Source organism: Streptomyces sp. NPDC017979 (assembly GCF_044328175.1).
Classification (GTDB): Bacteria; Actinomycetota; Actinomycetes; order Streptomycetales; family Streptomycetaceae; genus Streptomyces.
Window position 1 is genome coordinate 504,680 of record NZ_JBIRGU010000001.1, and the last position, 21,227, is coordinate 525,906.

General features: G+C 73.2%; 18 protein-coding genes. 7 read left to right on the forward strand and 11 right to left on the reverse strand.

Annotation, left to right across the window (positions count from 1 at the left end):
* Positions 1–540: 540 nt before the first annotated feature.
* The 4 genes from ACH4E8_RS02105 to ACH4E8_RS02120 form a co-directional block, all read right to left on the reverse strand.
* Positions 541–4,050, reverse strand: coding sequence for an SAV_2336 N-terminal domain-related protein (locus ACH4E8_RS02105; RefSeq protein WP_398443450.1), 3,510 nt, complete (start codon positions 4,048–4,050; stop codon positions 541–543).
* 4 nt (positions 4,051–4,054) lie between these two features.
* A complete protein-coding gene (locus ACH4E8_RS02110; protein ID WP_398443452.1) occupies positions 4,055–5,065 on the reverse strand; it encodes an AAA family ATPase in 1,011 nt (336 codons plus the stop codon).
* 240 nt (positions 5,066–5,305) lie between these two features.
* Positions 5,306–7,312 (reverse strand): trypsin-like peptidase domain-containing protein, encoded by a 2,007-nt coding sequence (locus tag ACH4E8_RS02115; RefSeq protein ID WP_398443454.1) that lies wholly within the window; start codon positions 7,310–7,312, stop codon positions 5,306–5,308.
* Entirely contained in the window at positions 7,309–7,773 is a 465-nt protein-coding gene (locus tag ACH4E8_RS02120) for a CU044_2847 family protein (protein ID WP_398443456.1), read from the reverse strand. The genes ACH4E8_RS02115 and ACH4E8_RS02120 overlap by 4 nt, the downstream gene beginning before the upstream one ends.
* Positions 7,774–7,942: 169 nt before the next feature.
* On the opposite strand from ACH4E8_RS02120, the gene ACH4E8_RS02125 reads away from it, so the two are divergent.
* Positions 7,943–8,125, forward strand: coding sequence for a DUF6104 family protein (locus tag ACH4E8_RS02125; RefSeq protein WP_019075209.1), 183 nt, complete (start codon positions 7,943–7,945; stop codon positions 8,123–8,125).
* A gap of 788 nt (positions 8,126–8,913) precedes the next feature.
* On the opposite strand, the gene ACH4E8_RS02130 is transcribed toward ACH4E8_RS02125, so the two are convergent.
* Complete coding sequence (locus ACH4E8_RS02130) at positions 8,914–9,774, reverse strand: hypothetical protein (RefSeq protein ID WP_398443458.1); 861 nt, start codon at positions 9,772–9,774, stop codon at positions 8,914–8,916.
* 160 nt (positions 9,775–9,934) lie between these two features.
* On the opposite strand from ACH4E8_RS02130, the gene ACH4E8_RS02135 reads away from it, so the two are divergent.
* Both ACH4E8_RS02135 and ACH4E8_RS02140 read left to right on the forward strand, forming a co-directional pair.
* Positions 9,935–10,822: a DUF4097 family beta strand repeat-containing protein gene (locus ACH4E8_RS02135; protein WP_398443459.1), complete on the forward strand. Its 888-nt coding sequence runs from the start codon at positions 9,935–9,937 to the stop codon at positions 10,820–10,822.
* A 1-nt stretch (position 10,823) separates the two neighbouring features.
* Positions 10,824–11,765 carry a helix-turn-helix transcriptional regulator gene (locus tag ACH4E8_RS02140; RefSeq protein ID WP_398443461.1) on the forward strand — a complete coding sequence of 314 codons (942 nt, stop codon included), beginning with the start codon at positions 10,824–10,826 and terminating at the stop codon, positions 11,763–11,765.
* A gap of 24 nt (positions 11,766–11,789) precedes the next feature.
* Here ACH4E8_RS02140 and ACH4E8_RS02145 read toward each other — a convergent pair whose 3' ends face one another.
* Positions 11,790–12,758, reverse strand: a complete 969-nt coding sequence (locus ACH4E8_RS02145) for a zinc-binding dehydrogenase (protein ID WP_398443463.1) — start codon at positions 12,756–12,758, stop codon at positions 11,790–11,792.
* A gap of 331 nt (positions 12,759–13,089) precedes the next feature.
* Complete coding sequence (locus ACH4E8_RS02150) at positions 13,090–14,340, reverse strand: NADP-dependent malic enzyme (RefSeq protein WP_398443464.1); 1,251 nt, start codon at positions 14,338–14,340, stop codon at positions 13,090–13,092.
* Between the two features lie 643 nt (positions 14,341–14,983).
* Between ACH4E8_RS02150 and ACH4E8_RS02155 the strand changes: the two genes are divergently transcribed.
* The 3 genes from ACH4E8_RS02155 (at position 14,984) to ACH4E8_RS02165 (ending at position 17,784) form a co-directional block, all read left to right on the forward strand.
* Positions 14,984–15,961 carry an ABC transporter substrate-binding protein gene (locus tag ACH4E8_RS02155; protein ID WP_398443466.1) on the forward strand — a complete coding sequence of 326 codons (978 nt, stop codon included), beginning with the start codon at positions 14,984–14,986 and terminating at the stop codon, positions 15,959–15,961.
* A gap of 84 nt (positions 15,962–16,045) precedes the next feature.
* Entirely contained in the window at positions 16,046–17,026 is a 981-nt protein-coding gene (locus tag ACH4E8_RS02160; RefSeq protein ID WP_398444683.1) for an amino acid ABC transporter permease, read from the forward strand.
* Positions 17,023–17,784, forward strand: coding sequence for an amino acid ABC transporter ATP-binding protein (locus tag ACH4E8_RS02165; protein WP_398443468.1), 762 nt, complete (start codon positions 17,023–17,025; stop codon positions 17,782–17,784). The genes ACH4E8_RS02160 and ACH4E8_RS02165 overlap by 4 nt, the downstream gene beginning before the upstream one ends.
* A gap of 87 nt (positions 17,785–17,871) precedes the next feature.
* On the opposite strand, the gene ACH4E8_RS02170 is transcribed toward ACH4E8_RS02165, so the two are convergent.
* From ACH4E8_RS02170 to ACH4E8_RS02180, 3 genes are all read right to left on the reverse strand, one after another.
* Positions 17,872–18,669 (reverse strand): hypothetical protein, encoded by a 798-nt coding sequence (locus ACH4E8_RS02170; protein ID WP_398443470.1) that lies wholly within the window; start codon positions 18,667–18,669, stop codon positions 17,872–17,874.
* Positions 18,670–19,236: a SigE family RNA polymerase sigma factor gene (locus tag ACH4E8_RS02175; RefSeq protein WP_398443472.1), complete on the reverse strand. Its 567-nt coding sequence runs from the start codon at positions 19,234–19,236 to the stop codon at positions 18,670–18,672.
* Positions 19,237–19,324: 88 nt separating this feature from the next.
* A complete protein-coding gene (locus ACH4E8_RS02180) occupies positions 19,325–20,014 on the reverse strand; it encodes a class I SAM-dependent methyltransferase (protein WP_398444685.1) in 690 nt (229 codons plus the stop codon).
* Between the two features lie 180 nt (positions 20,015–20,194).
* Here ACH4E8_RS02180 and ACH4E8_RS02185 point away from each other — a divergent pair, with 180 nt between their 5' ends.
* The gene (locus ACH4E8_RS02185) at positions 20,195–20,824 is read left to right on the forward strand and encodes a CGNR zinc finger domain-containing protein (RefSeq protein WP_398443474.1); all 630 of its coding nucleotides are present in this window, start codon (positions 20,195–20,197) and stop codon (positions 20,822–20,824) included.
* On the opposite strand, the gene sodX is transcribed toward ACH4E8_RS02185, so the two are convergent.
* Positions 20,728–21,147, reverse strand: coding sequence for a nickel-type superoxide dismutase maturation protease (gene sodX, locus ACH4E8_RS02190; protein ID WP_398443476.1), 420 nt, complete (start codon positions 21,145–21,147; stop codon positions 20,728–20,730). The genes ACH4E8_RS02185 and sodX overlap by 97 nt on opposite strands.
* Positions 21,148–21,227: the final 80 nt, after the last annotated feature.

A 21,227-nucleotide genomic window follows, 5' to 3' on the forward strand; every position in this document is an offset into this window, starting at 1 on the left:
CCTGCGGGCACGGGGCACCCCCACCTACGCCCAGAGGGCGTGGGGAACCCCCAGCGTCCCTGACACACCCGCCGTAGCCCCGCGGGAGCGGTTGGTCTCTGCGCCCCGGTGGTGGGTTGTTCGCGCAGTTCCGCCCCCTACGCCCAGAGGGCGTGGTGGTACCCCCAGCGCCCCTGTCTCGCTGCCGCCGTCACTCATCTGCGGGTGCAGGCGTAGGGGTTCAGGGGCTCTGGGGTCCCCCCATGCCCTTTGGGCATAGGTGGGGGGTGCCCCCGTGCCCGCAGGGCACAGGGGGAGGAACTACGCAAGCAACCCACCACAGCCCGAGGGCAAACGCGGGGTTCAGGGGCGCGGGGAACTGCGCGAACAACCCACCACCGGCCCGCGGACAAACACGGGGTTAGGGGCGCTGGGGGTACCACCACGCCCTCTGGGCGTAGGCGGGAGTGCCCCCGTGCCCGCAGGGCACAGGGGGAGGAACTGCGCGAGCAACCCATCACCGGGCCGCAGGGAAGCGGCGGGATCGTCCGGGGCGCGCCTTTACCGGAGGTTGGACTCCGTCAGGAGCGTGGTGACGGTCTCCTGTTCCTCCAGGGCCCGCGCCGGGCCCGCCGAGCGGGACAGGCGGGAGACGCGGCTGCGCTGCGCATCGAGGAGCGCGTCCAGGAGCCCCGGCGGGCCGGACGCCGCCGCGCGGCAGTGGGAGGCGGCGTCCAGGAGGCGCTCGTGCGAGGACGTGCGGCGGGCCAGCAGCGCCGTCGCGAGGGCGCGGTGCCAGAGCGCGGTGGCCGCGAGCGACGGGTCCGTCGTGGTGCGGGCCGCCTCGCCGAGCGTCCAGTCCGCCTCGTGGAGGTCCGCCAACGCCTCGTCCGCCCGGAAGAGTTCGAGGTGGGCGTGGCCGAGGAGCGCGCGGCGCTCCGGGAGCGCCGGGTCGCCGGCCGCGGTCTGGTCGACCGCGCTGCGCAGGTGCCGTACCGCGGTGCGGACGTCACCCGGCGCGTCCTTGTCGACGCCGCGTTCGATCAGCCGGCGGCCCAGGGAGAGCAGGACGCCGGCCCGTCCGGGGTCGTGCCACGGCAGCAGCGGCAGGGCCTCCGTCCAGGCGGCTATGACGGAGTCGCGGTGGGACCAGCTCCCGCTGGCGGCGTGCCGCTGCTCCAGGTGCCGGGCCATCCGGAGCAGGATGCCCGCCTCCGCGGCCTCGTCCCGGTCGACGTGGCGGCGGGCCTGGTCGAGGGCTTGGAGGATGCGCAGCCTGGCGTCGTCGTCGAGGTGCTCGCACGCGAACTCGATGGCGTCGGCGTACGCCAGCCAGGCACGCAGCAGTTCCGCGGCGGTGCCGGGCCCGCCCGCCCCCGGGTCGATGCCGTCGATCGCGGCGAGCAGGTCGTCGCCGGCGCGCTCCGCGTAACCGCGGGAGGCGGCGGGGTCGACGGCGTCCGCGGCCACCGGGCCCTCGCCGCGGTGGTGCCGGGCGAGGTCGAGGAGGAGGCCGCCGCGCAGCAGCAACGACGTCTCGTGGTGCTCGGCGCGCTCGGCCTCCGGGTAGGGCCCGGGGTGGCTCTCGTCGATGAGGGACTGGACGACGTCGACGGCGGTGCCGAGGGTCGTGGTGGTCCACTGGCCGGGGGTGGCGGCGCCGCGCAGCGCGTGCGGGGCGCCGGTGACCGCGAGCCGCCGCAGCACCCGCACCCGCAGCGGCGTCGCGGCCTCGCGCAGCGCGGTGTCCCAGCGCCCGGGCCCTTCGGTGAGTTCGGCGAGGCTGCCGTCGGCGGCGGTCAGCAGGACCGCGGCCAGCGGGGCGGGGTCGGCGCCGTCCGTGCCGGCCCGCACCGCCACCCAGTCGGGCAGCAGCTTGGTGCTCAGCCGGCCCGATGCGACCTCCTCCGCCATGATCTCCAGCAGCCGGGCCAGGGTGAGGTGTGCCTCGGACGAGCCGGCGATCGCGTTCTGCGCGGCGTCGAGCGCTTCGGGCAGGTCCTCGGGGACGGGCCGCAGGAACCACCGCCGCAGCAGCGCGTCGGCGAGCTCCCCGTAGAGCGCGGCGCGCGCGGCGGCACGGCGCTCCACCCGGGTGGCGGAGCCGAGCAGCCGGATCGCGGTGTCCAGGTCGCGCACGGTGCCGTGGGCGCCGAAGTGGTCGAGGCAGGCCCGGGCTTGGGCGGCGAGGCCGGTCGGACCCTCCTCGGGGGTGCCGAGCGGGGCGGCGGTCGGCGGGGGGCCGCCGAGTCGGCGCAGCACCTGGGTGGAGACCTGGGCGAAGGCCCACAGGCGGCGGGAGTGCGGCCCGGGGGCGTCGACGGCCGGCTCGGCGAAGCGGTCGGCGGGGCTGACGGAGCCGTCGAGGAAGGCGGCGGCCAGGGCGGGGAAGTTGCGCACCGTGCGCCCGTAGCGGGACTCGACGTACTCGGAGCACTGCTTGAGCACCAGGGACGCGCTGCTCGCGCCGAGTTGCCCGAGGAGTTCTTCGCGTACGCCGTCGAGGAAGGCGTACGCGGGCCCGTCCTCATCGCGTTCGGCGGCGTCTTCGGCGGTGCGGCGGTCGTCGCGCCGCAGCAGCCCGCTGAGCAGCACTTCGGCGAGGACGTCGGGGCCGCTGCGCCCCAGCGTGGCGCGTTGGACGAGCTGCATCACGGGCAGCAGCAGCGGCACGGCGGACAGGTAGACGGCGAGCTGCGCGGCGGCCGGCGACGCGGTGCGGCGGAAGGCGCGGACGCGTTCGGCGGGGTCGATGCGCCGGTCCGTGCGGGCGCGGGCGGCGGCCGGTCGGTGCCGGGCCTTCACGACGGCCGCGGCGGCGTGCACCGACCGTCCGGTGGCGCCGGCGACGAGCCGGGTCCACGCCTCGAAGGAGGACCGCCGCAGCGCGAGCACGGGCACCGGGAGGCCGTCGTCGACGGGCGCGCCGGTGCGCGGCACGAACTCCAGCCGCCCGGCGGGTCCTTCGCGCCGGCGCAGCAGCCCGGGCCGGGCGGGCAGGTGGGTGCGCCCCCACATGCGCTGCGGCAGAGGCTGTACGACGGAGACGGGTGCGGTGGCCGCCCAGGAGTGCAGCAGGCGCTGCATCAGTCCGCTGCGCCACAGCGGGCCCGCGCAGTCGCTGAGGACGACGGTGAGCTGGCGTCCCGTGGGGTCGCCGATGTCGGTGGGCGGGGCGTCGTCCTCGGCGATGCGGTGCACGGCGACTTCGCGGAACGCGCCGGCGCGTTCGCAGATCTGCCGCAGTTCCTCCAGGGCGCGGGACCAGACCACGTTGGAGCTGGACTCGTCCATGACGAGGGCGAGCCGGGCTTCGCGGCGCCGTACGGGGGAGAGCACGGGGACGACGATGCCGGTGTCGGCGGCCCGGTCGGCGGTCGCGACCTCGTCCAGCTCGCGGCGGACGTGTCGACGCGGCGGCCGGTAGCGCTGGAGGGGGCGCAGGGACCGCTCCAGCGCGAGCGCGTCGGGCAGGGCGACGGGCGCCGGTACGGGGACGCGGCGCATGCTGCCGTCGACGAGGGCGCCGTAGCTCGCGTCGGCCTGGGCGGGCCCGTACAGCCCCACCAGGCTCGACGGCGGCTGCGGAGGCGGGGGCGGCTGCGGGGCGGCCGGTGGGGCGGGGTCGTCGGGGTGGCGTGGGGGCGGGCCGGCCGGGCTCGGCACCGGCGGGCCGGCCGCGTCGGCGCCCGGGGTCCGCGGTCCGGGGGCGGGCAGGAACCGCGCCAGCCACAGCGCGTCGGCGACCTCTTCGGCTGCGGGTTTCAGCTCGGCTTCCCGCAGCCGGGTGACGAGGGCGGTGAGCGGGGCGGTCGGGCGGGGTGCGGGCGGCGGTGGAGCCTGCGCGCCGCGGTCCGGTGCGGGGGCGGGCGGCGCGTCCGGTGGTGCTTCCCGGGGCGGCGGCTGCGTCGGCTGGTCTTCGGATTCGGCGCGCTCCCGGTCCGTCCACGGGCCGATCGTGCTCGGCCGGTGGGAACCCGCGGCGGAGACGCTCGGCGGCGGGGATGCGTCGGGAGCCAGCCCGTACCCCGGGCCCCGGCCCCGCCCGTCCTGCTCGCGCTCCTCGGGCATGTCGTCACCGCTGCCGGGTCTCTAGGGGCCGGATCAGCAGCTCGGCGATCTCCTCGCGGCGCCCGGGCTCCGCCCTGGCCGCGTGGTGGGTGAGGTAGATCGCGTTCAGCAACTGGTCGGTGGGGCGGAGTTCGCCGTCGCCGTCCTCCCGGGTGAAGCGGCCGATCAGGTCGAGGTTCCGCTCGTCGGCGCCGGCGCCGAAGTGCGCCTGCACCATGGCGGCGAGGCGTTCGTCCCGCGGCGGGTCGAGGTGGAGGTGGATGCAGCGGCGCAGCAGGGGCGCCGGGAAGTCCCGTTCCCCGTTGCTGGTCATGACGACGAAGGGGAAGGCGTGGCAGCGGACCCGGCCGCCGCGCACCGGCACCCGGCGGCCGTCGTCGGTGAGGACGGCGACCTCTTCGTGACCGGGCCGGTCGGCGGTGCGCTCCAGCTCGGGGAGGGTGAACTCGCCTTCCTCCACGACGTTCAGCAGGTCGTTCGGCAGGTCGATGTCGCTCTTGTCCAACTCGTCGATGAGCAGCACCCGGGGCAGCTCGGACGGGAGCAGCGCGGTGCCGAGCGGGCCGAGTTTGACGTAGCTGCCGATCGACTCGGGGGCGCGGGCCTCGCGTTCGGCGAGCTGGGCGTCCTGGAGGCGGCCGATCGCGTCGTACGTGTAGAGGCCGTCGCGCAGTTCGGTGCGGCTGACGATGGGCCACTGGAGGACGCGGCCGAGCCCCAGTTCGTACGCGATGGAGTGGGCGAGGGTCGACTTGCCGGAGCCGGGTTCGCCGGTGACCAGGAGGGGGCGGCGCAAGTAGAGCGCGGCATTGATCAGCTGCAGGGCCTGGGCGTCCTGGGCGGGCGGGGCTCCGACGCGGGCGCCGAGGCGGCGGGTGGAGGCGCTGTCGACGGGCGGGGCGGCGTCCGGCAGCGGCACTCCGGAGAACGCGCGCCACGGCGGTGGCGGCGGCAGGAGCCGCATGCGGTCGGGGGCCGGGGCACCGACCCCTCGGTAGATCAGCCAGTCGTCCATCGCTCGCTCCTCATTCCTCGGCATTCCTCGGCTGCGGATTCGGCCGCGGGACCGCTGGCGGGCAACGGGGGGTATATGCCCGGCCCGAGGCCCTCCCATGACTCGGTGGGCTGAACTGTCTGAGGTCTCCTCATGAGGAGCACCCCCCTCCGCAAGTTGGACCAAACGCGACGAACATTGACGAATCGAACATCGGTGCAGGTGGATTGCGGCCTACTGAAGTACCGAAGTCCGGGAGGGTCACGGGGAGTCCACCGGTCCGTCGGCGTCGAACGGCAGCGGACGGCAGGGGTCGTCGTAGAGCAGGGCGACCCCTTCGGCCCAGTGCCCGCCGCTGCGCGAGCCGCTGATGTCGTCCCGGATGCGGCGCAGCCGGTCGGGGAGTTCATCGGGCCCCGCGGTGCGGGCGAGCAGCGCGGCGGCGCCCTCGTGGACCTCCTCGCAGAAGTCGGCGCAGCCCTGGTCGGGGTGGGCGTCGGTCTGCCACAGCGCCAGCCCGTGGCCGGCGTCCAGGGCCATGCCGATGGCCCGCCGCCCCACCCCGCTGCCGGCCGGCCGGCACAGCACGGGCACGCCGGCCGCGGGCATCTCCGTCAGGTGGCGGGGGCGCGGGACCTGCCGGGCGGGCGGGGTGCGGCAGGCGGTGAGCGCGGCCGCGTCCGCCGTGCGCCGCCAACGGTCGAGCCAGTCGGCGTGGGGTTCGCCCCGTCGGCTGATGTCGCGCAGGACCACCATGCGTCGCACCCCGACGTACGCCGGATGGTGGAGCCGGGCCATCTCGGTGAGCTGCCAGCGGTGCACGGCGGTGTCGAAGTGGTCCGCGGGCAGCGCGACTTCGAGCGGGGCGGGGGCGCCGGGTGCGTCGACGGAGGCGAAGACCTCGGCCAGCGGCGCCCGCAGCTCCCGTACGAGCCCTTCGGGCGGGGTGCCGTCGCCGGTCTGCGCCTCGTGCAGGGGCTCGTTGACGTCGTGGCCGTCGTCGACCCTGATGCGCCAGTAGAAGCGGGGCGGCGCGGCGTCGACGACGGGCTCCAGCTCCACGATGACGACGGCCCGCCCGTCGCCGGGCCTCGGGTAGCGGATCACCAGCCGCCGGTCGGACGCGCCGTCCGACCCGGGGTCCTGGCGGAGCCCGGGCGGGAGCGTGGCTTGGGTGACGACGGTGTGCACGATCCGGGGGACGTCCTGGAGCCGGCGCAGCACCCAGTCGGCGAGCGGGGCCGGGTCGCCGCCGCGGGCCCGGTCGTACTCGACCACCAGTTGCAGGTAGTGCAGCGCGGCGATGGCGGCCGCTGGCCGACCCGCCTCGTACAGCAGCCCGTGGCCGTCGCGCCAGGCGTGCGGGAGCAGTTGGCCGGGCGGCGCGGCGGTGCCGCCGCGGGCCTTCTTGGCGAGTTCGGCGAGGGGGCGGATGCCGTCGGGCGGGTGGACGGCCGCGAGGTGGGCCAGCGCTTCGCGGCGGTCCCGGGGGCTCCAGTGGTCGCCGCCGGTCTGCACGCCGGTGCCGGGGAGCTGGTGTTGGCGCTCGATCCAGTTGTGGCCGGTGACCTTCGGGGAGTGGCCGTGCCAGCGGTCGTGCGCGGCGGTGAGCTCCTGGTACGCCGGGCCGAACCGGCGCAGGGCGGTGACCGCGATGGCGAGGCCGCCGTCGCGCCCGGTGCGCCGGGACTTCAGCACCCCGACGACGGCGCCGGTGTGCGCGTCGAGCACCGGGGAGCCGGAGCCGCCCTTGGGGAACTCGGCCTCGGGGCGGATGCGTAAGCCGTACTCGTCGTCGAAGCCGTTCACCCGGGCCGTGGCCTTCCAGGGCACGGCCCGGTGCGGCTGCGCCTCGCCGCCGGGACGGTAGCCGAGGACGACGCCGCGGCCGCCCGCGTAGTCCGTGCGGTCGGTGAGCCACACGCACTCGTGCTCCGCGTCGGGGTCGAGCAGCCGCACCAGCGCCAGGTCCTGTTCCACCGGCACCTTGTGCTCGGGCAGGGGGCCGCCGTCGAGCAGCCAGCGGTCGAGGCGGGCGTCGAGGGGTTCGCCGCCGTTCAGCTCGGGTCCGCCGACTTTGAAGATCCGGCCCGGGTCCCCCCTCAGATGCGGCGCCAGGACGTGTGCGCAGGTCAGGAGGGTGCCGGGGGCGACGAAGAAGCCGGTGCCCCACGGGGGCGCGCCGTCCCGGGCGCCGAGGTGGACGGTGGCCGCGCGCAGCAGGGCGTCGATGACCGGGTCGGATTCGCCGGGCGCGGCGGAGGTCATGACGGCGCCGCCGGGGACGCACCGCCCTGGCCGTCCGGGGCGGGTGGCGGCGGCGCGGGGGCGTGCGCGGGCTGCGGCGGATGGGCCGGCGGCGGGGGTACGGGCGCCGGGGCGCCTGGGGCCGCGGCTCCCGGCTGGTCCTTGAGCTGCCAGACCAGGGTGACCTGGACGGACGCCTTGGTCTCGCCGGAGGCGAGCACGGCGAGGGCGGCGCCCGACTTCGCGGTCAGCTCCACGCCGAAGGTGACGCTCGCCTGGTCGGGGCCGGCCGCGGCGGCGGCCCGCAGCACCGAGGCGCCGACGTCCGTGATGAGCTGCTGGAGCTGCTGCACCTTGGCGGTGGCGTTGTCGACGAAGCCGACGTCCTCGTCGTCGTCGCCGTACCCGCCCCCGGGCGCGGAGAGCCGGGCGTGCACCACGGCACCCCCGGGCAGTTCTATCCGCTGGACGCGTCCGTTCACCGTATCCCCCGTTCCTTCGGCGTTCTCCGCCATTGTCGACGGCAACCGGCCCGCACCGCACGCGACTTGACGTTTGTGGCCACGGCGATGTCGGCGGCCGGCCGTCCGGTTGCACGCCGGTCGCCGTAATCTGGGCGGTGTAGTCCCCCATCCGTCCCAGGAGCATGTCTTGTACTTCACCGATCGCGGCATCGAGGAACTGGAGAAGCGGCGCGGCGAGGAGGAGGTCACCTTCGAGTGGCTGGCCGAGCAGTTGCGCACCTTCGTCGACCTCAACCCCGACTTCGAGGTCCCGGTGGAGCGCCTGGCAACGTGGCTGGCCCGCCTGGACGACGAGGACGACGACGAGTAGCCCCCGCGGTCTCGCCGTGCGGCGGGCTCTGTTGTCGCACCTGCGGCCCGGAGGTGGGTTGCGCCCTCGGGCGTGCGCGCCGTTGTTTTGGCGGGTGCGTCGGTCTCTACGGCCCGGTGGTGGGCTTGTCGCGCAGTTCCGCCCCCTACGCCCAGAGGGCGTGGCACCCCCAGCGCCCCTGACGTGCTCGCGGTTGCTTTGGCGGGTGCGTTGGTCTCTGCGGCCCGGTGGTGGGCTTGTCGCGCAGTTCCCCGCGCCCCTGTTTCGCTGCCCCAGCCGTCCTTCTGCGGGTCGTGGTGGGTTGGTCGCGCAGTTTCGCCCCCTACGCCCGGGGGGCGTGGTGGTACCCCCAGCGCCCCTGTTTCGCTGCCCCAGTCATTTGCCTCCGGGCTGGAGGCGAAGGTTCTAGGGGCGCTGGGGTCCCCCGCCCCCAGGCACAGGTGGGAGTGCCCCCGTGCCCGCAGGGCACACGGGGAGGAATCACCTCAACCCGCAGAGGGACGGCTAGGGCAGCGAAACAGGGGCGCGGGGAACTGCGCGACCAGCCCACCACCGAGTCGCAGAGACCAACAGCCCCGCAGGGCTACGGCGAGCACGTCAGGGGCGCTGGGGGTACCACCACGCCCCCCGGGCGTAGGGGGCGGAACAGCGCGACAAGCCACAGACTGCCCGCAGAGACCAACGCACCCGCCAGGGCAACGGCGAGCACGTCAGGGGCGCAACCCACCTCCGGGCCGCAGACGCGACAACACAGCCCGCCGCACGGCGAGACCGCACCCGGCCGCCCCCTACCGCAGGCCCCGCGCCCGTCGGCGTTCGTACGCCAGCAGCAGCGCGCCCTGCGCGATCAGGACGGCGCCGGCCGCGGCCCACCCCGCTCCCCCTCGTCCGCCCGCGCCTTCGCCCTCGCCCGCCCGCAGGGCCCGCCGCAGCCCCCACAGCGCGAGCGGCACGCCCGCCGTCACCTGGGCGACGCCCAGCGCCTTGGGCGCGATGCGCTCCTTGGGCTCCCGCAGCCAGTGGTCCAGGCTCTCCTCCACCGCGTGCAGCTCCGTGCGCACCGCGTCGCGCCACCCGGCCCACTCGACGGTCTGGGCGCCGAGCGCGAGCGCGGCGGCGTGCAGCCGTTCGGCGGGGTCGCCCGGGGCGAGGCCCCGGGGCGCTTCGAGCCCGGCGCGGGCCAGTACGGCGATCAGCCCGCGCAGCCGGTCCGCCCCCACGGAGTCGAGGTCGTCCCTGGTCAGCGGGGCCAGCGCCTGGACGTCGAGGACGGGGTCGAGCCCGAGCCTGGCGGCGAAGCTCGTCATCGCCTCGTCCTCCCCCACCGGTGTGCCGTCGGCCAGCCAGACGTAGCCGACGGGCCGGCGGAAGCCGGTGGCCAGGGTGAAGCCGGCGCGTTCGGCGTCCCACCACAGGGCGAGTACGGGCCGGCCGAGCCCGACCGCGACGGCGAGGGCGACGGCCCAGCCCCCGACGACCCGGTCCACGGGCTCGCCGTCCTCCCACGCGGCGCCCTCGGGGACGAGGACGCTCCACTCGCCGCCTGCCGGGGCGAGGAGCTGCGGCTCGCGCAGGAGCTGCGCCGGCGACCGTACGACGGACGGCTCGGCACGGCAGAACAGCAGGGCACCCGCGGCTGTCGCGTTCATACCCCTCACGCTAGGACAAGGCGTCCCGTTTGACCGGTTATAGCCGGCCAGCAGACGGTCAAGCGTTCCTTGACAACCCCAATACGCGACATATCGTCTTCAGTGGGAGACGCGATATGTTGCGTCTTCGCCGGGCGGAGTGAGCTGGGAGGTCAGCGCAATGACACAGTCGTCGTGGGAGGTCGCCGACGAGCGCAGGCTCGTCTTCGACGCCCCCGTGACCGCGGTGGACGTACGGATCGTCAACGGCACGGTCAACGTCGTCGGCACCGACGGCGGCTCCGCCCGACTGGAGGTCAGCTCCGTCGAGGGCCCGCCACTGATCGTCACCCAGGAGGGGACCCGGGTCACCGTCGCTTACCGCGACCTGCCCTGGCAGGGCTGGTCGAAGTGGCTCGACCGCAAGGGCTGGCACCGCAGCGCGGTGGTGTCCCTCGTCGTGCCGGCGCGGGCGGACGTGGCGGTCGGCGTGGTGGACGCGGCCGCGGTCGTCTCCGGCGTCGAGGGCGACACGTCCGTGCACGGCGTCAGCGGCGACACCACGCTGGTGCGGCTCTCCGGCCGGGTCCGGGCGGAGAGCGTCTCGGGCGGTCTGGAGGCCCAGTCCGTCACGGGCGAGCTGTCGTACGACTCCGTCTCCGGCGACCTCACCGTCATCGACGGCGCCGGCCCGTCCGTACGGGCCGGGACCGTCAGCGGGAACATGCTCGTCGACCTGGCCCCTTCGGGCGGCGCGCCCGTCGGCCTGACGCTGACGTCGGTCTCCGGGGACGTCGCGGTCCGGCTGCCCGACCTGGCCGACGCGCAGGTCGACGCGGAGACGGCGGGCGGCGCCGTCACCAACGCCTTCGACGGTCTGACGGTCACCGGCGAGTGGGGCGCCAAGCGGGTCACGGGCACGCTGGGCGCCGGCGCCGGGTCGCTGCGGGCCAGCACGGTGTCCGGCTCGATCGCGCTGCTGCGCAAGCCGCCGGTGGACGAGGAGGGCGCAGCGTCGGCGTCCGCTGCGGGCTCCGCACCGGGCCCCACCTCGGGAAAGGTGGTCTGAGATGGCTCCCGTCTTCGCCCACGGCAGGCTCCGGCTCTACCTGTTGAAGCTGCTCGACGAGTCGCCGCGCCACGGTTACGAAGTGATTCGCCTGCTGGAGGAGCGCTTCCACGGGCTGTACGCGCCCTCCGCCGGCACGGTCTACCCGCGGCTGGCCAAGTTGGAGGCCGAGGGCCTGGTCACGCACGCCACCGAGGGCGGCCGCAAGGTGTACTCGCTCACCGACGCGGGCCGCGCGGAGCTGGCCGGGCGCGGCGGGGAGCTCGCCGACCTGGAGCGGGAGATCCGCGAGTCGGTGTCCGAACTCGCCGCGGAGATCCGCGACGACGTGCGGGGCGCGGCGGGGAAGCTGCGCAGCGAGGTGCGGGCGGCGGCCCAGGCCAGGAGCGCGGGCACGTCGGGCGCCGCGAGTGCCTCCAAGGAGGAGTGGCGCAAGGTCACGCACGAGTGGCAGGAGCAGGCCAGGCTCGCCCGCGAGGAGGCACAGCAGGCCAAGCGGCAGGCCAAGGAGGCGCAGGAGGAGGCGCGTGCGGAGATGGCCCGCATCGCCCGGCAGGTCCAGGAACAGGTCCAGGGCCACTTCCCGCCCGGCGACTGGCCCACCGGGCTGCAAGACGGTCTGACGGAGCTGTCGACGCAGCTCAGCGGGTTGGCGCGGACGTTCTGGCCGGCACCGGGCGAACCGGAGCAGGACGCCGGGCCGGGGCCCGCCGAGGCGGCGGAGCCCGCTGGTTCGGCCGTCCCGGACTGGGCCGAGGACGCGCCCGCCACGGGCGATCCCGCCCGCGACCTCGACCGGCTCCTCGACCGCTTCCGGGACGAGGTGCGCGACGCGGCGCGGGACCACGGCGTGACGGAGCCGCAGTTCGACGAGGCCCGTCGGCACCTCGCGCAGGCCGCGGTACGGATCTCCGCGCTGCTGCGGGCGCCGGAGCAGCGGTGACGGGGGCCGACGTACCCGTCCGGCTCAGACCGTCGGGTTGAGCACGATCTTCCCGAACAGGTCGCCGCGCTCCATCTGTTCGAACCCCTCCCGCGCCCGGTCCAGCGGCAGCACCCGGTCGATCACCGGGCGCACCCCGGTGGCCGCGCAGAAGGACAGCAGGTCCTCCAACTCGTCCTTCGACCCCATGGTGGAGCCGACCACCTTCAGTTCGAGGAAGAAGATCCGGGTCAGCTCGGCGTGCGAGGGGCGGTCCCCGCTGGTCGCCCCGGAGATCACCAGGGTGCCGCCGGGCCTGAGGCACTTGACGGAGTGCGACCAGGTCGCGGCGCCGACGGTCTCGACGACCGCGTCCACGCGCCGCGGCAGCCGCGCCCCCGGCTCGTACGCCTCCTCCGCGCCGAGCTCCACCGCGCGGGCCCGCTTCGCCTCGTCGCGGCTGGTGGCGTACATCCGCAGCCCGGCGGCGCGCCCGAGCACGATCGCGGCGGTGGCGACGCCGCCGCCGGCGCCCTGCACGAGCACGGAGTCACCGGGCCGGACCCCGGCGTTGGTGAACAGCATCCGGTACGCGGTGAGCCAGGCGGTGGGCAGGCACGCGGCCTCCTCGAAGCTCAGCTCCGGGGGCTTGCGCAGCACGTTCCAGGTGGGCACGGAGACCTGCTCGGCGAAGGTGCCCTGGTAACGCTCGGTCAGCAGGGAACGCGGCTCGTCCGGGCCGACGCCGTGTCCGGTCTGCCCGATCACCGAGTGCAGGACGACCTCGTTGCCGTCCTCGTCGACCCCCGCGGCGTCACACCCGAGGATCATCGGCAACCGCTCCTCGGGGAGCCCCACGCCCCGTAGCGACCACAGGTCGTGGTGGTTGAGCGACGCGGCCTTCACCGTGACGGTGCTCCATCCGTCACGGCCCCGGGGTGCGGGCCGGTCACCGAGGACGAGCCCGTCCAGGGGGCGTTCACGGTCGATACGCGCGGCGTAAGCAGCAAACATCCCCCGACCCTAGGCGCGCACCCCTCCCCGGAGAACCACCCCGGAGTGTGACCCACCCCCCACGACGGGACGAGGGTTTTAGGGGCGCGGGGAACTGCGCGAACAACCCGAGACGGCCTGTGGAGACCAACGCACCCTCCAGGGTTACGGCGGGTGGAGTCTTGAGGGGCGCTGGGGGTCCCCCCGTGCCCGCAGGGCACAGGGGGCGGAACTGCGCGACCAGCCCATCACCGGGCCGCGCGGATCAACGCTCCCGCAGGGAAACGGCGAGGATCTCCAGGGCCCGGGGGCGCGCCGCCCCCGGGACAGACACCGCGCCCGGGGAGGGGCGCTACGCCCGGGCCACGCCCTCCGCGCGGGCCGCCGCCGCCACCGCCGCGGTGACCGCCGGCGCCACCCGCTCGTCGAACGGCGACGGAATCACGCAGTCCGCCGCCAGCGCGTCCCCCACCACGTCCGCCAACGCATTCGCCGCCGCGATCTTCATGCCCTCGGTGATCCGGGACGCCCGCACCTGGAGCGCTCCCGCGAAGATCCCGGGGAACGCCAGCACGTTGTTGATCTGGTTCGGGAAGTCGCTGCGGCCGGTGGCCACCACCGCCGCGTACTTGTGCGCGACGTCGGGGTGGACCTCCGGGTTCGGGTTGGCCATGGCGAAGACGAACGCGCCGGGCGCCATGGCGGCGACCGCCTCCTCCGGCACCGTCCCGCCGGAGACGCCGATGAAGACGTCCGCGCCGGCGAGCGCGCTCTCCAGGGACCCGGTCAGCCCCGCCTTGTTCGTCAGCTCGGCCAGCTCGCGCTTGACCGGGGTGAGGTCCGTACGGTCCTTGCTGACGACGCCCTTGCGGTCGGTGACCGCGACGTCCCCGAGCCCGGCCTCCAGCAGGAACTTCGCGATGGCGACCCCCGCCGCACCCGCACCGGAGATCACGGCGCGCAGCTCGCCGAGCTCCCGCCCGGTGAGCTTCGCCGCGTTCCGCAGCGCCGCGAGGGTGACGATCGCGGTGCCGTGCTGGTCGTCGTGGAAGACGGGGATGTCCAGGCGCTCCTGGAGCTTGCGCTCGACCTCGAAGCAGCGCGGCGCGGAGATGTCCTCCAGGTTGACCCCGCCGAAGGAGGGCGCCATCCGGACGACGGTCTCCACGATCTCGTCGACGTCCTTGGTGGCGAGCGCCACCGGCACCGCGTCCACCCCGCCGAACTGCTTGAAGAGGATCGCCTTGCCCTCCATCACGGGCAGCGACGCCTCCGGGCCGATGTCACCGAGGCCGAGGACGGCGGTGCCGTCCGTGACCACCGCGACGACCTGGGACTTCCAGGTGTAGTCGTGGACCAGCTCCGGGTTCTCGGCGATCGCGGTGCACACCTTGGCCACACCGGGGGTGTAGGCGAGGGACAGGTCGTCCTTGTCCCGCACCGGCACCGTCGCCCGGATCGCCATCTTGCCGCCGCGGTGGAGCGCGAAGGCCGGATCGAAAGGCTCCTCGGGAGCCTCGGCGGCCTCCGCACCGGCCGCCTCGGTCACGCCCGCGAGGGCGTTCTCACTGTCGCTGCGAGGATTGACGATCTCCGCTGCCATGGGTTGACCCCTTTTGGTTCTTCATCGATTGAGGGTTGCCACTCCTGGTGAGGAGGGGTGGGCGGGCACCGCGTACGCGCTCCGTGTCGACGGTCTGACCGTCGTGGCTCTCTTGCCCTCCCGATCGAAGGGTCGTGCGCACGCGCGGGCGCGCCGCACACGCGCCCTGAGCCCCTGATGAGGGGTGTAAGAGTCCTTCTTACCGGAACGTGACCGCTGACGACGAGTCCATATCGCGTCACTGCCCCGACACGACACGACTCATTGCCACTCACCACGAATTATCAGGACAAGCCTGATTCGCGCAGTGAATACAGCCTACGACCCGGCTCGGGCCGCAGTTCTTCCGGTCGGAAGCACGGATTCCCGTGAATGGTCCGGTCGTGATGTACCGGCCAACGGGGGGCGGGGGTGTCCCGTTACCCGATTTTGACATGCTCCAGCCCCTGAATGGGCTAGTCCGAATGGCAAGATGCCGAAACACACAAGGTCGCGACCTCCGAAGATGCGCTCGACGGCCCGGTGAGGGGACATGGCGAGGAACGTGCGCTCGCCGGTCCGTCTCGACCGGGGATCGACCGGGGCGCGACCAGGACGACGCGACCAGGAATGGCAGCTCATCGACACGCCGGAGGACCACGACATGACCGCAGGCACCACGCACAGCTCGACCGCCGCCCGGTCCCGGAAGCTCCGCTCCCCCCGGTTCGCCGCGGTCGGTGCCCTCGCGGTCGCCGGTTCCCTGCTGCTGACCGCCTGCGGTGACCAGACCGACGGCGCGAAGAAGGGTGACGGCGACCGCTCGTCGAACAGCGCCCCGCTCTTCGACAAGCTCCCGGAGAAGTACCAGAAGTCGGGCGTCATCAAGGTCGGCACGAACGCCGAGTACGCCCCGATGGAGTCCGTCGAGAACGGCAAGATCGTCGGCGTGGACCCGGACATCGCGGCCGAGCTGGGCAAGAAGCTCGGCGTCGAGTTCACCTTCACGTCCGGTTCCTTCGACGGCCTGATCACCGCCCTGAACACCGGCCGCCACGACATCGCCATGTCGTCCATCACGGACAACAAGCAGCGCCAGGAGGGCCTGGACGAGAACGGCAAGAAGCTCGGCAAGGGCGTCGACTTCGTCGACTACTTCCTCGCCGGCACCGCCGTCTACACCAAGAAGGGCAACCCGCAGGGCATCAAGTCCATCGCCGACCTGTGCGGCAAGGCGGCGGCGGTGCAGCGCGGCACGACGTACGAGAAGGCGCTGCAGACCCAGTCCAAGGCGTGTCAGGACGCGGGCAAGCCCGCCGTCAAGATCGAGTCCTTCGAGAACGACACCGAGGCCCAGACCCGGGTGAAGTCCGGCGGCGCGGTCGCCGGCGTCAACGACTACCCCGTCGCCCTGGACCTGGCCCGCAAGGCGGACGGCGGCAAGGCGTTCGAGGTCGTCGGCGACCAGATCGACGCCGGCCCCTTCGGCATCGCCGTGGCGAAGGACAACACCGAGCTGCGGGACGCGCTGAAGGAGGCCGTCGACGCGATCATCGCGGACGGCTCGTACCAGAAGGTGCTGGAGAAGTGGGGGGCCAGCAGCGGGGCGATCGACAAGGCCGCGATCAACGGCGGCAAGTGATCCCCGCCCCTTACGCCAGCTTCCCCGAAGGTTCCCCGAAGGGCAGTCACCGTGACTGACAACACCGACAGTTCGCGTCCCGACCTGTTCGACAAGAAGGACGCCGTCCCCGCGGCGTCCGTCACCAAGGAGTCCGCCGCCCCGGACGGCGCGGACACCCCGCCCGAGTTCATCAAGGCCGTCCCCGTGCCGCACGTGGGGCGCTGGATCAGCGGCGTCCTGGTCGTCGCCCTGCTGGCGAGCCTGGTGTACGCCTTCGCCGGGGCCGACATCCAGTGGAGCTCGGTCGGCGACAAGCTGTTCGACGAGTCCGTACTCAAGGGCGCCGGCCGCACCCTGTACATCAGCGTCTTGGCGATGGTGCTGGGCGTGGCGCTCGGTGTGCTGCTCGCCGTGATGCGCCTCTCCGACAACCCGGTGACCAGCTACGTCGCCTGGCTGTACATCTGGTTCTTCCGGGGCACCCCGGTCTACGTGCAGCTCCTGCTCTGGTTCAACCTGGCGCTGATCTTCCCGGTCCTGAACATCCCGGGCATCTACAAGGACGAGATGACGGACGTCATGACTCCGTTCATGTGCGCCCTGCTCGGCCTGGGCCTCAACGAGGCCGCGTACATGGCGGAGATCTGCCGCGCCGGCATCCTCTCGGTCGACCAGGGCCAGTCCGAGGCGTCCCAGGCCCTGGGCATGTCCAAGGCGAAGACGATGCGCCGGGTGGTCCTCCCGCAGGCGCTGCGGGTGATCATCCCGCCGACCGGCAACGAGTTCATCAACATGCTGAAGACGTCGGCGCTGGTCTACGCGGTGACGTACAACGAACTGCTCCGCTCCACCTCGCAGATCGGCTCCACGTCGTACGCGGTGATGGAGATGCTGTTCGTCGCCTCGATCTGGTACATCGTGATGACCAGCGTGTTCAGCGTGGGCCAGTACTACCTGGAGCGGCGTTACGCCCGCGGTTCGCAGCGCGACCTGCCGCCGACCCCCTGGCAGCGCATCAAGGCCAACCTGCTCGGCTCCGGCCGCCGCAACACCCCCGTGGCCCCCCTGGGAGGCAGCCGATGAACGCCATGGTGAAGGCGGAGGGCGTCCACAAGTCCTTCGGCCACTCCCACATCCTCAAGGGCATCGACCTGGAGGTCGCCCCGCGCGAGGTCTTCTGTCTGATCGGCCCCTCCGGCTCCGGCAAGTCGACCTTCCTGCGCTGCATCAACCACCTGGAGAAGATCAGCGCGGGCCGGCTGCACGTCGACGGCGACCTGGTGGGCTACCGCCAGAAGGGCGACAAGCTGTACGAGTTGAAGGACAGCGAGGTCGCGCTCCAGCGCCGGGACATCGGCATGGTCTTCCAGCGCTTCAACCTCTTCCCGCACATGACGGCGATCGAGAACGTCATGGAGGCGCCGGTCCAGGTCAAGGGCGAGACGAAGGCCGTCGCCCGCGCCCGCGCCGAGCGACTGCTGGACCGGGTGGGCCTGGCGGACCGGGCGCGCCACTACCCCTCGCAGCTCTCCGGCGGCCAGCAGCAGCGGGTGGCCATCGCCCGCGCCCTGGCGATGGAACCCAAGCTGATGCTCTTCGACGAGCCGACCTCCGCGCTCGACCCCGAGTTGGTCGGCGACGTGTTGGACGTGATGCGCGGGCTGGCCGAGGACGGCATGACGATGATCGTGGTCACGCACGAGATGGGCTTCGCACGGGAGGTGGGCGACGCGCTGGTCTTCATGGACGACGGCAAGGTCGTGGAGTCCGGCCACCCCCGCGAGGTCCTGTCGAACCCGCAGCACGACCGGACGAAGTCCTTCCTGTCGAAGGTGCTGTAGCTCCTCGCGCCGGCGTGCGGAAGGGGCGGTACGGAGGATTCCGTACCGCCCCTTCCGCGTTCCCGCCCCGGCGGGGGGCTGGCAGGGCTACTTCGGCGCCTGCTCGACCAGTCGATCGTCGCGCAGCAGCGAGCGCATGTCGTCGACGGAGAGCGCCGGTTCGTCCAGACCGGTCGGCCCGAGCGGGCCCGGTGCGCTCGACACGAGGGTCCAGTACTTCCCGTCGGCCTCCCTGTCGAAGCTGCGCACGCCGTCGACGGAGTCATAGAGCATTCCGCCCTGGGTCCTGCCGCCCTCCATCCGCCAGGTGGCGATCTCGTCTCCGTTCGGCAGCTCCACCGGTTTGCAGTCCTGGCGTAGTTGGACGATGCAGAACTCACTCGCCTGCTTCATCTCAACGGGCATGTGGTTGACGTGGATGACGCCGATCTCGCCCCCCACTCGGACCACAAAGGTACCTTTTACAGCCATCTCGTCGTACAGCATCGGCGCACCAGCCCGCAGGGGGTAGGAGGCTCCACGGGTAGGGACCGTGGGGAGTTCGGAGAACCTCAGGATCTTCCGCACCTCATCGAACCGCCCGGGCGGCAGCATCTGTGCCAACCTGGCCGCCTCCTTCTCACCGGCCTTGCTGGTGTCGAACTTCATCGACGCCCCCGCCATCGACGCCAGGTTCCGATGGTCCTCCTCGCCCTGCCCGTCCATCAGCCGCGGGACGCCGACGACTCCGGTGGCGGCCACCACCGCGGCCACCGCCGTCGCCGTGATCCGTCGCCTCCGTCGCCGTTTCGACGCCGCCGCGAACACGCCGTCCGCGGTGACCCCGCTGCGTACGGAACCTTCCACCGCCCGCTCCAGCAGGCCCTTCACCGTCACGTCGTCCATCTAGCTGCCCTCCCGCAGTTCGACGCGCAGGGCCGCGAGCCCCCGCAGCGCATGGCTCTTCACGGTGTTCTCGCGCATTCCCAGGAGCCCGGCCGTCTCGGCGACGCTCAGGTCCTCCCAGTAGCGCAGCACGACCACGGCCCGCTGTCTGGGCGTGAGTCGGCGCAGGGCCGCGCGGACCATCAGGCCGGTGTCCGTGTCCGGGGCCGGTGCCGGCTGTCGGTCCGGCAGTTCACCGAAGGCGCGTTCGCGCCGCCAGAACCTGCGGCGACTGGCGATGAAGGTGTTCACCAGCGTCTTGCGGGCGTACGCCTCGATGTTGTCCAGGCGCGCCTTGCGGCGCCCGCCGAGCACGACCTTGACCAGCGTCGCCTGCACGAGGTCGTCGGCCTCGTCGCGGTCGCCGCACAGCAGATAGGCGCTGCGGAACAGGGCGTGCCGTCTGCCGTCGACGAACTCGCGGAGCGCGGCGTCGGCGGTGACGGTGGCCTCTAAGGTCACGTCTCCGGCTCCGACCCCGGCTCCGATGGTGGTGTCGGCGGCGGCACCGGTGTGTGCGAGCGTCATCCCGCCCCTCCCCGGTCCGCGGGCGCGGACCGTCTCACCCTGTCCAGTGCGGTGGGACGCACGGGAGGTTGCACCCCACCGCGGCGGATCACTTCAGGGCGAGCACCATGGCGTCGCCGGGAGAGGACCAGACGCCCCGGGCCTCGCCGAAGCCGGCCGTGAGCAGGGTCTGCGCGTGCCACTGGAGGGAGGGGGTGTCGCCGTCGGCGTGCTCGCCGTAGATCTCGAAGCGACGGGCGGTGGGCTCGGCCAGCGCGGGGTCCTTGGCGGCGAGGGCCCACCACGAGGCCCAGTCGACGGCGCCGTTCTCCTTCGCACGGTCCATCGCGGCGTGGCGGTGGGCGCGTTCGGCGGCGTTGATGCGGGGAGTGGTGCCGTCGATCATGTGGTCCGCGTTCATCAGGACGCCGCCGTCCCGGACGAGCCCGGCGAGTTGCCCGTACAGCGTGGCGAGCGGTCCGGCGTGCAGCCAGTGCAGGGCGGTCGCGGTCAGCACGGCGTCGTAACCGTCGTACGGCAGGCGGGCGGTCCAGTCCGGGTCCTTCAGGTCCGCGGTGACGAAGGTGACGCGGTCGTCGCCCGCGAAGGTGCCGCGGGCGATGGTCAGCAGGGCGGGGTCGAGGTCGACCCCGGTGCTGACGGCCTTCGGGAACCGTCGCAGCAGCCGGTCCGTAATACTTCCCGTACCGCACGCGAGGTCCAGGACCCGCGGCTCCGGGCCGACGGTGGCCTCGACCATGTCGAGCATCACCCGGAACCGCTCCTCGCGGTCGGGCATGTACCACTCCTGCTGACGGTCCCAGCTCTCCTGCCAGGCCGCCCAGTCGGTGCCCCTATCCGTTTCGTTCGCCGACACGGACGCTCCCTCCGCACTACTCTAGTAATACCCGCAGGCATAAATGCCCATTACCTGCACCTAACAAGCGTCGACCCTAGACCCATGCGGTAAGGACTACAAGTGGAACTGGTCTATTACTCGGATTACGCCGTACGCCTGGTCAACACCGAGGAGCCAGCTCGCAACAAGGACTCCCTCACCTCGGTGGAGACCATCCGCGACCTCTTCGGACCGGGCTCGCAGGCGGCGCGCAGGGCGAGCGACGCGGACCTGCCCCGGTTCCGGGCCGTGCGCGGCCGGCTGCGTGCGGTGTTCACCGCGGCCGACGAGGGCGACGAGACCGGGGCCGTCGACCTGCTGAACTCGCTGCTGCTGGAGTTCCCGATCAGCCCGCAGATCTCCGGCCACGACTTCCGCGACGAGGACGGCCGACCCAAGTGGCACATGCACCTGGCCGAGCACCCGTCGAACGCCACCGCCGGCTACGCCGCCATCGCCTCGATGGGCCTGGCCTTCCACCTCACGGAGTACGGCGTGGACCGCCTCGGCCTGTGCCAGGCGTCGCCCTGCCGCAACGCCTACCTGGACACCTCGACCAACCGTTCCCGCCGCTACTGCTCCGACCGCTGCGCCACCCGCGCGAACGTCGCCGCCTACCGGGCCCGCAAGCGCCTGGAGGGCGAACGGTCGCCGAGCACCGGCCGCACCGCGGACAGGGCCCAGGAGGCCAGCGCCCACAGCGAGCGCTGACCGCCCTCCCGCGGTCGGTACCGTCCCAGGACCCGGCCGAGCAGCAGTTCGCTGGGCACCGTGCCGAAGAGCCGGCTGTCCCCCTCGGCGCCGGGGTTGTCCCCGAGCACCCACCAGCCGCCGTCCCGTCGCTCCACCAGCCGCTTCACGATCAACAGGTCCTGCTGGAGCGGATGGCGCAGCACGGCCACGTCCCCCGGCTTCACTCCGGCGCCGTAGCGCACCAGCAGTTGGTCCCCGTGCCGGAGGGTCGGGTACATGGACGGCCCCGTCACTTCGGCCACCCCGAACGGCGCTTTCGGCTCCCGCTCCGGCTCAGTCATCCGCCACCTCCGAGCCCCGGGTCACTCCCCCGGGTACGTCCACGGTACGTTCCGCCACCGGTCCCATGGCGCCCCGGACT

What these genes read in the sequence shown, in the direction of transcription:
- ACH4E8_RS02155 (WP_398443466.1), top strand. Translation starts at nt 14,984, where the DNA reads ATGACCGCAGGCACCACGCACAGCTCGACCGCCGCCCGGTCCCGGAAG.
- sodX (WP_398443476.1), bottom strand. Translation starts at nt 21,147, where the DNA reads ATGACTGAGCCGGAGCGGGAGCCGAAAGCGCCGTTCGGGGTGGCCGAA.
- ACH4E8_RS02165 (WP_398443468.1), top strand. Translation starts at nt 17,023, where the DNA reads ATGAACGCCATGGTGAAGGCGGAGGGCGTCCACAAGTCCTTCGGCCAC.
- ACH4E8_RS02175 (WP_398443472.1), bottom strand. Translation starts at nt 19,236, where the DNA reads ATGACGCTCGCACACACCGGTGCCGCCGCCGACACCACCATCGGAGCC.
- ACH4E8_RS02145 (WP_398443463.1), bottom strand. Translation starts at nt 12,758, where the DNA reads ATGTTTGCTGCTTACGCCGCGCGTATCGACCGTGAACGCCCCCTGGAC.
- ACH4E8_RS02130 (WP_398443458.1), bottom strand. Translation starts at nt 9,774, where the DNA reads ATGAACGCGACAGCCGCGGGTGCCCTGCTGTTCTGCCGTGCCGAGCCG.
- ACH4E8_RS02135 (WP_398443459.1), top strand. Translation starts at nt 9,935, where the DNA reads ATGACACAGTCGTCGTGGGAGGTCGCCGACGAGCGCAGGCTCGTCTTC.
- ACH4E8_RS02150 (WP_398443464.1), bottom strand. Translation starts at nt 14,340, where the DNA reads ATGGCAGCGGAGATCGTCAATCCTCGCAGCGACAGTGAGAACGCCCTC.
- ACH4E8_RS02115 (WP_398443454.1), bottom strand. Translation starts at nt 7,312, where the DNA reads ATGACCTCCGCCGCGCCCGGCGAATCCGACCCGGTCATCGACGCCCTG.
- ACH4E8_RS02105 (WP_398443450.1), bottom strand. Translation starts at nt 4,050, where the DNA reads ATGCCCGAGGAGCGCGAGCAGGACGGGCGGGGCCGGGGCCCGGGGTAC.
- ACH4E8_RS02180 (WP_398444685.1), bottom strand. Translation starts at nt 20,014, where the DNA reads ATGCCCGACCGCGAGGAGCGGTTCCGGGTGATGCTCGACATGGTCGAG.
- ACH4E8_RS02140 (WP_398443461.1), top strand. Translation starts at nt 10,824, where the DNA reads ATGGCTCCCGTCTTCGCCCACGGCAGGCTCCGGCTCTACCTGTTGAAG.
- ACH4E8_RS02110 (WP_398443452.1), bottom strand. Translation starts at nt 5,065, where the DNA reads ATGGACGACTGGCTGATCTACCGAGGGGTCGGTGCCCCGGCCCCCGAC.
- ACH4E8_RS02170 (WP_398443470.1), bottom strand. Translation starts at nt 18,669, where the DNA reads ATGGACGACGTGACGGTGAAGGGCCTGCTGGAGCGGGCGGTGGAAGGT.